Origin of the sequence: Streptomyces radiopugnans (assembly GCF_900110735.1) — a bacterium.
In the GTDB taxonomy this organism is placed as follows: Bacteria; Actinomycetota; Actinomycetes; order Streptomycetales; family Streptomycetaceae; genus Streptomyces; species Streptomyces radiopugnans.
The window spans coordinates 1-12,961 of the sequence record NZ_FOET01000013.1; the positions used below are offsets into that span (position 1 = coordinate 1).

Below are 12,961 nucleotides of genomic sequence, written 5' to 3' on the forward strand. Positions count from 1 at the left end.
GCCGTCGTCCATGAAGACCAGCGAGTCGCCGACCTCCCGGGCGAAGCCCATCTCGTGGGTGACGACGATCATCGTCATGCCGTCCTCGGCCAGCCCGCGCATGACGTCCAGCACCTCGCCGACCAGCTCCGGGTCGAGCGCGGAGGTGGGCTCGTCGAAGAGCATCAGCTTGGGCTCCATCGCCAGCGCGCGGGCGATGGCCACGCGCTGCTGCTGGCCGCCGGAGAGCTGGGAGGGGTAGTTGCCGGTCCGGTTGCCCAGTCCGACGCGGTCCAGCAGCTTCAGGGCCCGCTCCCGGGCCGCCGCCCTGGACTCGCCCTTGACCTGGACGGGCGCCTCCATGACGTTCTCCACCGCGGTCATGTGCGGGAAGAGGTTGAAGCGCTGGAAGACCATGCCGATGTCGCGGCGCTGGGCGGCGACCTCGCGCTCCTTGAGCTCGTGGAGCACCGAGCCGCGGCGCCGGTATCCGATCCGCTCCCCGTCCACGGTGAGGCTGCCGCCGCCCACCCGTTCCAGGTGGTTGAGGCCACCGTCAGCCACACGGTGGTCCACAGTCCGCTGAACACCAGGTCGTGCAGCAGGTAGTCGCCGACGGTGGGCCAGTCGAGGTTGGGGTTCTTCGCCAGCGACCACAGGGTGCCGCCGCCCGCGGTGAGCGCGGCGGCGGCGGCCGCCCAGCGGCCCCAGTGGCGTACGGGCACGGTCCGCAGCTCCTGGACGCCCCGCTGCGCCGGCGGGTCGTGGTGGTGGGCGGTGACCGCGGTGGAGGAGGCCATGTCAGTCCACCGCCGCGTTCTTGGTGGCCTTCTCCACACCGATGGAGCGGACGCCGTACTTGTCGAGGATCTTCCCGTAGGTGCCGTCGTCGATGAGCTGCTGGAGGGCGGCCTGGATGGCGTCGGTCAGTTCCGGCAGCCTCTTGCTGACGGCGATGCCGTTGGGCGAGGCGTTGTAACCGCCCTTCGCCTCGGGGTCGTCGACCAGGTCGAAGGTGGAGCCGTCGCCGGCGGTCTTGGCGATGTATCCGGCGGCGGGCTTGGTGATGACGGCGGCGTCGGCCTTGCCGCTGCTGAGCGCGAGCTGGGTGTCGGAGTCCTTGGGGTAGGTCTGGAGGTCGATCTTCCCCTTGCCGGCCTTCGCGCACTTCGGTCCGAGTTCCCCGACGAAGTCGGCCTGGTTGGTGGCGGCCTGGGCGGCGACCCGCAGCCCGCACAGGTCCAGTGCGGTGCGGATCTTCTCCGGGTTGCCCTCGCGCACGAGGATGCCGGTGCCGGAGACGGAGTAGTCGACGAAGTCGAGCACCTTCTGGCGCTGCTTGTTGTCGGTCATGGCGGAGATGGCCACGTCGTACTTGCCCGCCTGGATCGCCGGGACGATGCCGTCGAACTTCTGGGGCGTGAAGGCGAACTCGACGCCGAGCCTGGCGCCGAGCGCCTGGCCCAGGTCGTAGTCGAGGCCGGTGATCCGCGTGCCGCCCTCCTTCTCGAACATCTCGAAGGGCGGATAGGGCACGTCGGAGGCGACGCGGACCTTCCCCGCCTTCCTGATCTGCTCGGGGAGTCTGTCGTGCAGCTCCGGGTCGGTCTCGACGGTGACGCCCGCGACCTTCGCCGACCGGGTGCCTTCCGCGGTCGCCGGTTCGGCGTCACCGCCGCAGGCGGTCAGCGATGCCCCGCACAGCACGGCGGCGCCGAGCGCCAGTGATCTACGCATGGATGGTCCCCTCGGCGCCCTCGAATGAGGTAACAGATGTTACACAGACTTCGATTCGATGAATAAAAGTAATATCCATAACGAATCTGTGAAGCCGGGTTCCCCAGGCGGCCGCCGGACGTGGTCGAATGAGGTGTCATGGCCACCTCGTCCCCTCCGCCCCCTCCCCCCGCGCCGGGGCCGGCCGTCCCTCCGCAGGGCGGGCGCCGGAGCGAACCGGCCGGCCTGGCCGGCCACATGGTCGTGTGTGGCGACAACTCCCTGTCCCAGCGGCTGGTGCGCGAACTCGCCTCCGTCTACGGCCAGAAGGTCACCGTCGTCCTGCCCTCGCTGCGCGGCGGCGACCAGGGCCCGCAGATCGCCGCGCTGGTCGGCGACCGGTGCCTGGACGTACGGGCGGTGGAGGCGCAGGCGCCCGACGACGAGGCACTGCGGGAGGCGGGCATCGAGCACGCCGCCGCGCTGGCGCTGACCTCCGGCGACGACCAGCTCAACATCCACACCGCGCTGCGGGCCCGCCGCATCAACCCCGAACTGCGCCTGGTCATCCGGATGTTCAACCGGACCCTGGGCAGCTATCTGGAGGACCTGCTCGACCGGACCATCGCCGCCCGCGTCCCCGGCCTGGACCAGAGGGCCGTGGACGCCTCCACCACCGTCCTGTCCGACGCGGACACCGCCGCCCCCTCCATGGTGGCGGCGGCCGTGGTCGGCACCAGCAAGGTGATCCACGCCGGCGGGCTGCTGCTGCGGGCCAAGGAGCGCACCGTGGGCACCGCCGACCGCCGCGACCCGCTGTGCACCCTGGCCCTGCTGCCCGACTCCCCGGACTCCGACGAGGGCGACGTCTACACCGACCCCGAGGACCACGACGGCCCCGTACTGCTGCCCGACCCGCGCGAGCTGGAAGGGCTGCCGGACGAGCGCGGCACCGTCGTCCTGGAGGCGATCACCCGCCGCCCCGACCGGGCCGGCACCCCCGCTCCCCGCGTACCGCGGTTACCGGTGGGCAGCTTCTTCTCCCGGAAGCTGCGGGCCGCCCTGCTCGGGCTCACCGCGGTGGTCGTGCTGCTCGCCGCCGCCAACTGGTACGTCACCCGCGAGACGCCGCTGCACGCCGCCTACATCACCCTGCTCAACGTCATGTCCATCAACGAGCCCGAACTGGAGGGCAGCACCGGGGAGCAGGTCCTGCAACTGCTGGGCGGGCTGGCGGGCACCGCGCTGCTGCCGCTGATGGTCGCCGTCGTGCTGGAGAGCTACGGCACCTTCCGCCGGGCGGCCACCCTGCCGCCACCGCCGCACGGCATCGAGAAGCACGTCGTCCTGCTGGGCCTGGGCAAGGTCGGCACCCGTGTGCTGGACCAGCTGCTGGAGCTGGGCATCCCCGTGGTGTGCATCGAGCGCGACGACGAGGCCCGCGGCATCGCCACCGCCCGCGCGCGCCGGGTGCCGACCCTGGTCGCCGACGTCACCGAGGGCGGAGTGCTGGAGGAGGCGGGGATAGCGCGCAGCCGCGCCCTGCTGGCACTGACCAGCGACAGCGGCACCAACCTGGAGGCCACGCTCTACGCCCGCCAGGTCAACCCCGGCCTGCGGGTGGTGATGCGCCTGTTCGACGACGAGTTCGCCGCCACCGTCTACCGCACGCTGCGCGACACCTATCCCGGCGCGCAGACCCGCAGCCGCAGCGTCTCCGCGCTGGCGGCCCCGGCCTTCGCCGGGGCCATGATGGGCCGCCAGGTGCTGGGGGCCATCCCCGTCGGCCGCCGGGTGCTGGTCTTCGCCGCGGTGTCGGTGACGGGCAACCGGCTGCTGGAGGGCCGCACCGTCGGCGAGGCGTCCCGCCCCGGCTCCTGGCGGATCCTGGCCCTGGACACCGCCCCGCCCGACCGCCGCCGCGCCGATCTGGGCTCCCTCACCTCCGGCGCCCGCACCTACACCCTCACCGGCGACCTCGCCTGGCGGCTGCACGACGGCTACCTGATGACGGCGGGCGACCGCGTGGTGGTGGCCGCCACCCGCGAGGGCCTGGGCGTCCTGCTCTCCGGCGAGGATCCGCGCGGGGCGGGCGCGAGTGGGGCGGATGCGGGCGGCGCGGGCGGCGCCGGGGCGGACAGCCCGGCCCCGGCGCCGTGAACCGCGCCGCCGTCCGCCCCGGCGCGCGCTACACGGGACTGCGCTCCGGTTCCGTCCCGCCCGCCACCGCCCGGTCCGGTGCCGGAAGGGTGACGCGGATCTTGGACTGGCCGTGCGGGAGCCGCTCCCAGTCGTCCATGAGACGCGCCGTCAGGCCGTGGCTGGCGGCGAGGTCGGTCAGCGTCTCGGTGCGGTAGTAGAAGTCCTCGCGCAGCACGTGGTGCTCGCGGCCCTCGGTGCGGTCGAAGGTGAAGTCGAAGAAGCCGCCCGGGGCGAGGATCCGTCCCACGTTCTCCAGGCACTGGTCGATGACGTCCAGCGGGGAGTGGGAGAAGACGCTGTGGGCGTGGACGACCGTGAAGTGCCCCTCGGGCAGGAAGTCGAAGGTCAGGTCGTCGGCGATCGCCAGGTGGGGCAGCTTGTCCTGGAGCCCGTAGCGCACGACGGTCCGCTTGGCCTCGATCAGGATGTGGGGCGATATGTCGATCCCGTAGTAGTGGCCGGGCCGGAGATGGTCGATGAACAGCCGGCCGGCCCGCAGGTTGCCGCAGCCGATCTCCAGCATCCGGTCGTCCGGCTTCAGCCCGTGTTCCAGCAGGTAGTCGAACTGCATCCGCCCGATGGCCAGCCAGCGCTCGTACGACGGCCTGCCGCCGACCGCCGCCTCCGGGCTGCGGGCGGCGTCGGAGGCCATCACGGCCCGGTAGTACCCGATGTGGTCGTCGCGGTACTTCGCCCGCAGCCAGGCGTCCCGGGCGGCCCGGCGCAGATGGGCGGGGACGCGTTCGGGATGGCCGATCGCGTAGCGCACCTTGTGGGCGAGGGTGGCGCGGTTCCGGGAGAGCCTGGAGTCGAATGGGGTCTTGGTTCCCATGGAGACCTCCGCGTCGCTCGGGGTCGGGCCGGTGGCGTCAGTATGGGCGCGGCGCCCTCGCCGCACCCTCCGGCTGATCCGATCGGGTGCCCGCCGGGCGCCCCGGGTAAGCCCCCGCCCGGCGGGCCGGGGAAGGCATGGAGGCCGGGGAGGCGTGGTACCCGCCCGCTCCAGGCCCTCTCCCCCGGCAAGGAAGCACACCATGATCGTCGTCACCGGAGCCGCCGGACAGCTCGGCCGTCTCACCGTCGAGGCCCTCCTGGAGCGCGGCGTGCCCGCGTCCCGGGTCGTCGCAGCCGTGCGCTCGCCGGAGAAGGCCGCCGACCTCGCCCGGCGGGGCGTACGGGTGCGGGAGGCCGACTACGACCGGCCCGGCACCCTGGCCGCCGCGTTCGAGGACGCCCGGCGGGTGCTGCTGGTCTCCGGCAGCGAGGTCGGCCGCCGCGTCCCGCAGCACCGGACCGTCATCGACGCCGCCGGGGAGGCCGGGGCGGAGCTGCTGGCCTACACCAGCGTCCTGCACGCCGACACCACCACCGTCCCCGTGGCGCCCGAGCACCGCGACACCGAGGAGTACCTGCGCGACTCCGGCCTGCCCCACTGCCTGCTGCGCAACGGCTGGTACACGGAGAACTACGAGCAGGCCGCCCGCCAGGGCCTGAGGACCGGGGTGATCGCCGGGGCCGCCGGAGACGGCCGGATCGCGTCCGCCTCCCGCGCCGACTACGCGGCGGCGGCCGCCGCCGTCCTGGCCGACGAGGGAACCGACGGCCACGGGGCCCACACGAACGCCGTGTACGAGCTGTCCGGCGACACTGCCTGGACCATGGCCGAATTCGCCGCCGTCCTCACCGACCTGACCGGCACCGAGGTCGTCTACCGCGACCTGTCGGCGGACGGATACGCCAAGGCGCTCACCGGCGCCGGGCTGCCCGAGGAGACGGCCCGGTTCCTCGCCGGGACCGACGCCGCCATCGCCGCGGGCCACCTCGGCGACACCCCCGGCGACCTCTCCCGCCTCATCGGCCGCCCCACCACCCCGCTGCGCGACACCCTCGCCGCGCTCCTCGGGACCTGACCCGTCGCCCGCCGCCCTGTCAGGCGGCGGGCACCAGGGCGGACGGGTGCGGTGGTCCGCCCCGGAGCAGTTCGGACCGGACGGTCTCGCCGCCCGGTCCGACGGGCCCGCCCGAGGCCGGGAAGCCGCCCCGGCGGTCAGGCCGTCCCGGGCGGAACCGGACCGGCTCCCCGTTCCGCGGTCGTTCACGGAACCGCCCTCCGCATGCGGTCCGGCTCCCGGAGAACCGTCACAGCCCGGCTCGGACATCTGCCCGAAGCCACCTGACGGCCGCGCCGCCCAGGACGGGACCGGGACGGCGGGTCACATCACGACAGGGCGGACGTCGCCTGATGCGGCACTAGTTCACGTCCACGTAGTCACCGGAGGAGTTGCTGGCGCCGGTCGTGGTGTTGCCGCTGTAGCGCCAGCGCCAGGTGCCGTCCTGGGAGGCGGTCACCGTCGTCTTCAGGTAGCCGGTACTGCTGGCGGTCACCGACTTGACCGTGGTGTAGGTGCTGGAACCGGCGGGCCTGAACTGCAGCTTCACCAGTCGGCCGCCGTAGTTGTCGTAGCGGTGCAGACTCCAGTTGGCGCGCTGCACGGTGCCGGTGACGGTGATGGGCTTGCCCTTGGCGACGGGCTCGGGGGAGGCGTTCATGTTCCGGATGCGCGAGGCGCGCTGGAGGCGGACCGTCGCGGAGAGCAGGTCGGTGTCGTAACCGCCGCCCTTCTTGATGGCCGTGCCGAGGGTCCTCCAGTCGGTGGCGTCACTGTTGACGAGCTTGTTGCCGTTGCCGCCCGGCATGTCGTCCGGGTCGATGATCATCGTCTCGTCGCAGTCGCGAAAGGTGTAGCCACCCGCGGAGGACTGACTGCAGCTCCACCGGATCGTGGAGTTCGCGAGCAGATACTCGTTGGTCCCGTAGGTGCCCCGGTACGCCTCGACCCACCAGCTGTCGAGCGTGACGTTGCTCTTCACCGTGTACGTCAACGGGGCCTCGACCTCGGCGCTGATGCCGACGACGATGGGCTTGCCGTTGTTGAGCACGACGTTCGAGAACGAGATGTCGCTGTCGGCCGCGTGCGCGGCCGGCGCCGTGAGCCCCACGCCCACCAGCGCCGTGCTCCCGGCCACCGCTGCGGCGGCCGCGCGCCGCACGGCCGAGGTTCTGTGCCGTTGCGGAGCACCGGTCGATATCGAAGTGATCAATCCCCACCCCTGAGTCGAATGCCTGCGCGCGGGCCGACCGCCCGCTGCGGAAACTGTAGATCCCCCGGGGCGGCCCTCCCCTCGGCGCGGCCGCGGGAAGCGGCGGCCGCACTCGGCCCGGGAGGAGGGCCGAGTGCCGGACAGGAACGGTCGGCCGTCCACAGGCTGTCCGGGAACCGGCGGTGCGGGAGGGACAACCGGGGAGGGCCGAGGGCGGCGGCGACGGTGAGGAAGAGCGCGCTGGGCCGGTGCAGGGCCGTGTGCTCGTCCTTGTGTCCCTTCAGCCCGGTCCCGGGAAACCTGGACTCCCCTCCCCCGTGCCAGTGCGCCCGGCCGCGTCCTCACCACCGACCGCGCCGCCTTCCGCGCCCTCCTGCGGGGCGCGAAGGCCGGAACCTTCGGCCACCTACTCCCTTAGAGCCGCCCGGGCTAGGCTCCCGGGCGGGACACGCCACCGGTGAAGGGGGGCCGCTCCATGAGCGGGACAGGGACCGTGGTCGCGGTCAGCAGCAGCAGTGAGCACTCCTTCGGCAAGCCGAACCGGGAGAGCGTCACGCTGCTGGCCGGGCTCGGGGTGGAGGGGGACGCACACGCCGGACGGACGGTCAAGCACCGCTCCCGCGTCGCCAAGGACCCCACCCAGCCGAACCTCCGGCAGGTGCACCTCATCCACGAGGAGCTGTTCGCCGAGGTCGGCGAGGCGGGCTTCACCGTGAAGCCCGGCGAGCTGGGCGAGAACATCACCACCCGCGGCCTCGACCTGCTCGGCCTGCCCACCGGCACGCTGCTGCGCATCGGCGCCGAGGCCGTCGTCGAGGTCACCGGCCTGCGCAACCCGTGCCCCCAGATCGACGGCTTCCAGCGGGGCCTGCTCAAGCGGGTCGTCGGCCGCGACGAGGACGGGAACGTGGTGCGCAGGGCCGGGATCATGGGCGTCGTGCGGGCGGGCGGCGTGGTCCGCCCCGGCGACGCGATCGGGGTCGAGCTGCCGGACGGCCCGCACCGCCCGCTGGAGAAGGTCTGACGCCCGTCCGGCAGCCCCGGGTTACCGGGTGACGGCCGCCGCGCCGCGGCGCTCGGTGGCGGCGATGGTGGCCGAGCCGACCACGCGGGTGCCGTCGTAGAGGACGATCGCCTGGCCCGGGGCGACGCCGCGCACCGGCTCGGTGAAGGCGACGCGCAGCTCGTCGCCGTCCGGACCGCCGACGAGCTCGGCGGTGACCGGCGTCTCGCCGCCGTGGGCGCGCAGCTGGGCGGTGTACGCGCCCGGCCCGGTGGGCGGGGTGCCGCACCAGCGGGGGCGGATCGCCCTGAGGGCGACCACGTCCAGCGCGGAGGCCGGGCCGACGGTGACGGTGTTGTCCACCGGGGAGATGTCCAGTACGTAGCGCGGCTTGCCGTCGGGGGCGGGGTGGCCGATGCGCAGGCCCTTGCGCTGGCCGACGGTGAAGCCGTACGCGCCGGAGTGGGTGCCGAGCTTGTTGCCGTCCTCGTCGAGGATGTCGCCCTCGGCGGTGCCCAGGTGCTTCGCCAGGAAGCCCTGGGTGTCGCCGTCTGCGATGAAGCAGATGTCGTGGCTGTCGGGCTTCTTCGCCACCGCCAGGCCCCGGCGCTCGGCCTCGGCGCGGATCTCGTCCTTGGTGGTGGCGGTGTCGCCGAGGGGGAACATGGCGTGGGCGAGCTGCCGCTCGTCCAGCACGCCCAGCACATAGCTCTGGTCCTTGGCCATGTCGGTGGCGCGGTGCAGCTCGCGGGTGCCGTCCTCGCGGACGACGACGGTGGCGTAGTGGCCGGTGCACACCGCGTCGAAGCCCAGTGCCAGGGCCTTGTCCAGCAGCGCGGCGAACTTGATCTTCTCGTTGCAGCGCAGGCAGGGGTTGGGGGTGCGGCCGGCCTCGTACTCGGCGACGAAGTCCTCCACCACGTCCTGGCGGAAGCGCTCGGCCAGGTCCCACACGTAGAAGGGGATGCCGATGACGTCGGCGGCGCGGCGGGCGTCGCGGGAGTCCTCGATCGTGCAGCAGCCGCGGGCGCCGGTGCGGAAGGACTGCGGGTTCGCCGAGAGGGCGAGGTGGACGCCGGTGACGTCGTGGCCCGCCTCCACCGCGCGGGCGGCGGCGACGGCGGAGTCCACGCCGCCGGACATGGCGGCGAGGACGCGGAGGCGGGGGGCGGGGCTGGGCGCACCGGTCGTGTCAGTCATAGCGCCCTCCAGGGTACGGGGCCGTGCGCGGCCCGGCGGAACCGTACGGGCGTTCCCGGGCGTTGTGCGGTCTGTGAACGAGAGAAACGCCCCGGACCACCGCAGGAGCCGCCGGGCGGACGGAACGGACGGCACGGACCGCACCTCCCGGCCCTCGATCGGCCGCCGCGCCCTGCTCGTCGGCGGTGTCGCGGCGGGGCTGGGCGCCCTCGGGTACGCGGCCCGCGACGAGGTGGCCCGGACGTGGTGGAGGGTGCCGGGCGTGGACCGGCCGCGCACCGAGGGCGAGGTGGACCATCCGGGCGCGGACTGGCTGCCGGCGTCCGAGGCGAACTGGCGGCGGGCCGACCGGCCCTACGACTACACCGTCGACCGGGTGGTGATCCACGTCATCCAGGGCCCCTACCCGGTGGCCCTGAAGGTCTTCCAGGACCCGTCCCACCGCGCCGCGACCCACTACGTGGTGCGCACCTCCGACGGGAAGGTGACGCAGATGGTGCGGGAGCTGGACGTGGCGTACCACGCGGGCAACCGCGAGTACAACGAGCGCAGCGTCGGCATCGAGCACGAGGGCTTCGTGGACCGTCCGGAGACGATCACCGACGCCACCTACCGGGCGTCGGCGGCGCTGACGGCCGGGATATGCGACCGGTACGGCCTGCCCCGGGACCGTGAGCACATCATCGGCCATGTCGAGGTGCCCGGCACCGACCACACCGACCCCGGGCCGCACTGGGACTGGGACCGGTACATGCGGATGGTGCGGGACGTTCCGGTCCGCAAGGCGTGAGCGGGCCTTGAGCAGGCCCTGAACAGATCGTGAGCAGGCCGCCGCCGGGGGCGGGCCGGCGGCCGGGAGCGGCCTACGACAGACCGGCGCCGCGGGCGCGCTCCACGGCCGGGCCGATGGCGGCGGCCACCGCGTCCACGTCCGCCTTGGTGGAGGTGTGGCCCAGCGAGAAGCGCAGGGTGCCCCGGGCCAGCTCCGGGTCGGTGCCCGTGGCCAGCAGGACGTGGCTGGGCTGGGCGATGCCGGCGGTGCAGGCCGATCCGGTGGAGCACTCGATGCCCTGGGCGTCCAGCAGGAGCAGCAGCGAGTCGCCCTCGCAGCCGGGGAAGGAGAAGTGCGCGTTGGCGGGCAGCCGCCCGGCCGGGTCGGGGTCGCCGCCCAGGACCGCGTCCGGCACGGCCTCGGTCACGGCCGCCACCAGCGCGTCCCGCAGGGCGCCGACCTCGCGGGCGAACTCCTCGCGCCGCTCGGCCGCCAGCCGCGCGGCGACCGCGAAGGCGGCGACGGCGGGTACGTCGAGGGTGCCGGAGCGCACGTCGCGCTCCTGGCCGCCGCCGTGCAGCAGCGGTGTGGGGGCCCACTGCCGGCCCAGCAGCAGCGCGCCGACGCCGTACGGGCCGCCGATCTTGTGGCCGCTGACCGTCATCGCGGCCAGTCCGGAGGCGGTGAAGTCCACCGGCACCTGGCCGACGGCCTGGACGGCGTCCGCGTGCATCGGGATGTCGAACTCGGCCGCCACCGCCGCCAGTTCGGCCGTGGGCTGGAGGGTGCCGATCTCGTTGTTGGCCCACATCACGGTGATCAGGGCGACGTCCTCGGGCCTGCGCTCGACCGCCTCGCGCAGCGCCTCGGGGTGGACCCGCCCCAGGGGGTCGACCGGCAGCCACTCCACCCGGGCGCCCTCGTGGTCGGCGAGCCAGTGGACCGCGTCGAGGACCGCGTGGTGCTCCACGGGGCTGGCCAGGACGCGGGTGCGGACGGGATCGGCCGCGCGCCGGGCCCAGTACAGGCCCTTGACGGCGAGGTTGTCGGCCTCGGTGCCGCCGGAGGTGAGGACCACCTCGCTCGGCCGGGCGCCGAGGGCGGCGGCGAGGGCCTCGCGCCCCTCCTCCACCGTGCGCCGGGCCCGCCGCCCCGCCGCGTGGAGGGAGGAGGCGTTGCCGACGAGGCCGAGCTGGGCGGTCATCGCCTGCACCGCCTCCGGAAGCATCGGGGTGGTGGCGGCGTGGTCAAGGTAGGCCATGGTTAACCGATTCTACGAGCCGCCCGGGCCGGGACGGGAGCGAGGACCGGCCAGACGGCCGGTCCTCGCTCCGGAGCCCCGCCCCGGACGCCGCGGGGCGGGCGGGCGCCCCTCAGTCGACCTTGTGTTCGGCCTGGAACATCCAGTGGTGCTTCTCGAGGTCGGCGATGATCGAGATGAGGATGTCCTGGGTCACCGGGTCCGGCTTCTCCGTGGCGTCCATGCGCTCGCGCATCCGGTTCACCACGGAGGCCAGTGCGCCGACCATGACCTCGACGGCCTTGTCGTCCTGGTGCCAGCCGCTCTCCACTCCGGTGATGGCGCTGCCGGAGGCGAGTGCGGAGGCACGGCCGTCGGGGGCCAGGCCCAGGGCCGCGGCGCGTTCGGCGACGGTGTCGGAGTAGGTGCGCGCGGTCTCCACGACCTCGTCGAGCTGGAGGTGGATGGAGCGGAACCGCGGCCCGATCACGGTCCAGTGGACCTGCTTGGCCACCAGCGACAGATCGACCAGGTCCACCAGTGCGCCCTGCAGCGCCTCTCCGACGACCTTGAGGTCCTGGTCGGGCAGTGTGCTCTTCACGGCGTACATCCGTTGACCACCTTCACTTCTCTCACGGGGAGATTTGTCGCGTCTGGCGTTTTTCGTCCCTTTTCAGGCTACCCGTGAAGGGCTTCGCCACTCCCGCGCCACCGGCCCCGCCCACCCGGTCGCGCACCGCGTTCACGCCGGTCACAGCGGGTGCCGGGGCACTCGGGCGACGTCGTTACGTGTGCCCCGCGCCGCCCTCCGCATGCGGCCGCGGCCCTGGCCCCCTCCGCGGAGGGGGCCAGGGCCGCGGCCGGGTCCGGGACCGCGCTCAGGCCGGCAGGGCGCGGGCGAGCTGGCGGGACTGGGCGACGAGCCGGTCCTCGCTGTCCCAGACGTCGGCGTCCTCCTCCAGGAAGCCGCCGGCCAGGTTGCGGGTGGTGACGGCCACCCGCACCGGCCCGGGGGCCGGGCGCCGGCGGACGTGGACGGTCAGCTCCACCGTCGGGACCCAGCCCGACAGGCCCAGCTCGAAGGCGGTGGGCGGCAGGGCGTCCACGGCCAGCAGCAGGGAGAGGGGGTCGTGGTCGCGGCCGTCGGCCAGCCCGAACCAGCCGCGCATCTCGCCGCGCCCGCTGGGCGCGCCGACCGCCCAGCCGACGGTGGCCGGATCCAGGCGCAGGTCGATCTGGTGGGTGATGGGCGGAACGGCGGACGGGTCCATGCCGTCCCTGGCCCCGAGGCAGCTCTCGTACGGCGGGATCTGCGGCGGCTTGGCGCTGGTGCGGACGTCGTCGGGCAGCGCGGCCAGGTCCCCGTAGCTCGCCAGCACGCGGATGCGCTCGACCTCCCGCCCGTCCTCGTCCCGCTGGAGGAGGGAGGCGGCGCCGGTGGACAGGGTGCGGCCGGCGCGCACGGCGGTGGTGCGCACGGTCGCCGGGCCGGGCCGGGAGGCGGTGAGGTAGTGCGCGGTGATGGTGAAGGGGTCGGGGTGCGGCAGTGCGTCGCCGAGGGCGCGGCCGAGCAGGGCCAGCAGGTAGCCGCCGTTGACGGCGTGCCCGATGGTCCACTGGGCGGAGAGGTCGGCGCCGTAGACGCCCTCTCCCTGTGCGGTGACGGCCGTGTCGCGATCGAACGCGCTGGTACCGATGGTTGCCTCGGTCATGGCAGTACACGGTACAGGCTTTTATTACCGGCTAG

The 12,961-nt window shown here is 73.6% G+C and carries 11 protein-coding genes and 1 pseudogene; 4 read left to right on the top strand and 8 right to left on the bottom strand.

The genetic code is table 11. The features are described 5' to 3' along the window. Together BMY40_RS28700 and BMY40_RS20530 are read right to left on the bottom strand one after the other, a co-directional pair. A pseudogene (locus BMY40_RS28700) lies at positions 1–528 on the bottom strand (amino acid ABC transporter ATP-binding protein); the annotation flags it as partial. A gap of 252 nt (positions 529–780) precedes the next feature. Beyond that, positions 781–1,716, bottom strand: a complete 936-nt coding sequence (locus tag BMY40_RS20530) for an ABC transporter substrate-binding protein (RefSeq protein WP_093661777.1) — start codon at positions 1,714–1,716, stop codon at positions 781–783. A 138-nt stretch (positions 1,717–1,854) separates the two neighbouring features. On the opposite strand from BMY40_RS20530, the gene BMY40_RS20535 reads away from it, so the two are divergent. After that, the gene (locus tag BMY40_RS20535) at positions 1,855–3,855 is read left to right on the top strand and encodes an NAD-binding protein (RefSeq protein ID WP_425443147.1); all 2,001 of its coding nucleotides are present in this window, start codon (positions 1,855–1,857) and stop codon (positions 3,853–3,855) included. Between the two features lie 28 nt (positions 3,856–3,883). Here the strand turns inward: BMY40_RS20535 and BMY40_RS20540 are convergent, their stop codons facing one another. Further along, positions 3,884–4,729 (bottom strand): class I SAM-dependent methyltransferase, encoded by an 846-nt coding sequence (locus BMY40_RS20540; RefSeq protein WP_093661779.1) that lies wholly within the window; start codon positions 4,727–4,729, stop codon positions 3,884–3,886. Between the two features lie 202 nt (positions 4,730–4,931). Between BMY40_RS20540 and BMY40_RS20545 the strand changes: the two genes are divergently transcribed. Further along, positions 4,932–5,807: an SDR family oxidoreductase gene (locus BMY40_RS20545; protein ID WP_093661781.1), complete on the top strand. Its 876-nt coding sequence runs from the start codon at positions 4,932–4,934 to the stop codon at positions 5,805–5,807. Positions 5,808–6,147: 340 nt separating this feature from the next. Here the strand turns inward: BMY40_RS20545 and BMY40_RS20550 are convergent, their stop codons facing one another. Then, the gene (locus tag BMY40_RS20550; RefSeq protein WP_093661783.1) at positions 6,148–6,948 is read right to left on the bottom strand and encodes a hypothetical protein; all 801 of its coding nucleotides are present in this window, start codon (positions 6,946–6,948) and stop codon (positions 6,148–6,150) included. 526 nt (positions 6,949–7,474) lie between these two features. On the opposite strand from BMY40_RS20550, the gene BMY40_RS20555 reads away from it, so the two are divergent. Then, the gene (locus tag BMY40_RS20555; protein ID WP_093662030.1) at positions 7,475–8,023 is read left to right on the top strand and encodes an MOSC domain-containing protein; all 549 of its coding nucleotides are present in this window, start codon (positions 7,475–7,477) and stop codon (positions 8,021–8,023) included. A gap of 21 nt (positions 8,024–8,044) precedes the next feature. On the opposite strand, the gene mnmA is transcribed toward BMY40_RS20555, so the two are convergent. Continuing rightward, the gene (mnmA, locus tag BMY40_RS20560) at positions 8,045–9,202 is read right to left on the bottom strand and encodes a tRNA 2-thiouridine(34) synthase MnmA (protein ID WP_093661785.1); all 1,158 of its coding nucleotides are present in this window, start codon (positions 9,200–9,202) and stop codon (positions 8,045–8,047) included. A gap of 157 nt (positions 9,203–9,359) precedes the next feature. Between mnmA and BMY40_RS20565 the strand changes: the two genes are divergently transcribed. After that, on the top strand, positions 9,360–9,992 hold the full coding sequence (locus BMY40_RS20565) for an N-acetylmuramoyl-L-alanine amidase (RefSeq protein WP_245770223.1): 633 nt from the start codon (positions 9,360–9,362) through the stop codon (positions 9,990–9,992). A gap of 73 nt (positions 9,993–10,065) precedes the next feature. Here the strand turns inward: BMY40_RS20565 and BMY40_RS20570 are convergent, their stop codons facing one another. The 3 genes from BMY40_RS20570 to BMY40_RS20580 all read right to left on the bottom strand — a co-directional run bounded on the left by BMY40_RS20570 (position 10,066) and on the right by BMY40_RS20580 (position 12,926). Beyond that, on the bottom strand, positions 10,066–11,235 hold the full coding sequence (locus BMY40_RS20570) for a cysteine desulfurase family protein (protein WP_093661787.1): 1,170 nt from the start codon (positions 11,233–11,235) through the stop codon (positions 10,066–10,068). A 112-nt stretch (positions 11,236–11,347) separates the two neighbouring features. Next, positions 11,348–11,824, bottom strand: coding sequence for a Dps family protein (locus tag BMY40_RS20575; protein WP_093661789.1), 477 nt, complete (start codon positions 11,822–11,824; stop codon positions 11,348–11,350). Positions 11,825–12,092: 268 nt separating this feature from the next. Beyond that, complete coding sequence (locus tag BMY40_RS20580; RefSeq protein ID WP_093661791.1) at positions 12,093–12,926, bottom strand: thioesterase family protein; 834 nt, start codon at positions 12,924–12,926, stop codon at positions 12,093–12,095. Positions 12,927–12,961 lie beyond the last annotated feature (35 nt).

Coding starts and splice junctions, on each gene's coding strand:
- mnmA (WP_093661785.1), bottom strand. CDS start 9,202: ATGACTGACACGACCGGTGCGCCCAGCCCCGCCCCCCGCCTCCGCGTC.
- BMY40_RS20545 (WP_093661781.1), top strand. CDS start 4,932: ATGATCGTCGTCACCGGAGCCGCCGGACAGCTCGGCCGTCTCACCGTC.
- BMY40_RS20535 (WP_425443147.1), top strand. CDS start 1,855: ATGGCCACCTCGTCCCCTCCGCCCCCTCCCCCCGCGCCGGGGCCGGCC.
- BMY40_RS20530 (WP_093661777.1), bottom strand. CDS start 1,716: ATGCGTAGATCACTGGCGCTCGGCGCCGCCGTGCTGTGCGGGGCATCG.
- BMY40_RS20555 (WP_093662030.1), top strand. CDS start 7,475: ATGAGCGGGACAGGGACCGTGGTCGCGGTCAGCAGCAGCAGTGAGCAC.
- BMY40_RS20575 (WP_093661789.1), bottom strand. CDS start 11,824: ATGTACGCCGTGAAGAGCACACTGCCCGACCAGGACCTCAAGGTCGTC.
- BMY40_RS20570 (WP_093661787.1), bottom strand. CDS start 11,235: ATGGCCTACCTTGACCACGCCGCCACCACCCCGATGCTTCCGGAGGCG.
- BMY40_RS20540 (WP_093661779.1), bottom strand. CDS start 4,729: ATGGGAACCAAGACCCCATTCGACTCCAGGCTCTCCCGGAACCGCGCC.
- BMY40_RS20580 (WP_093661791.1), bottom strand. CDS start 12,926: ATGACCGAGGCAACCATCGGTACCAGCGCGTTCGATCGCGACACGGCC.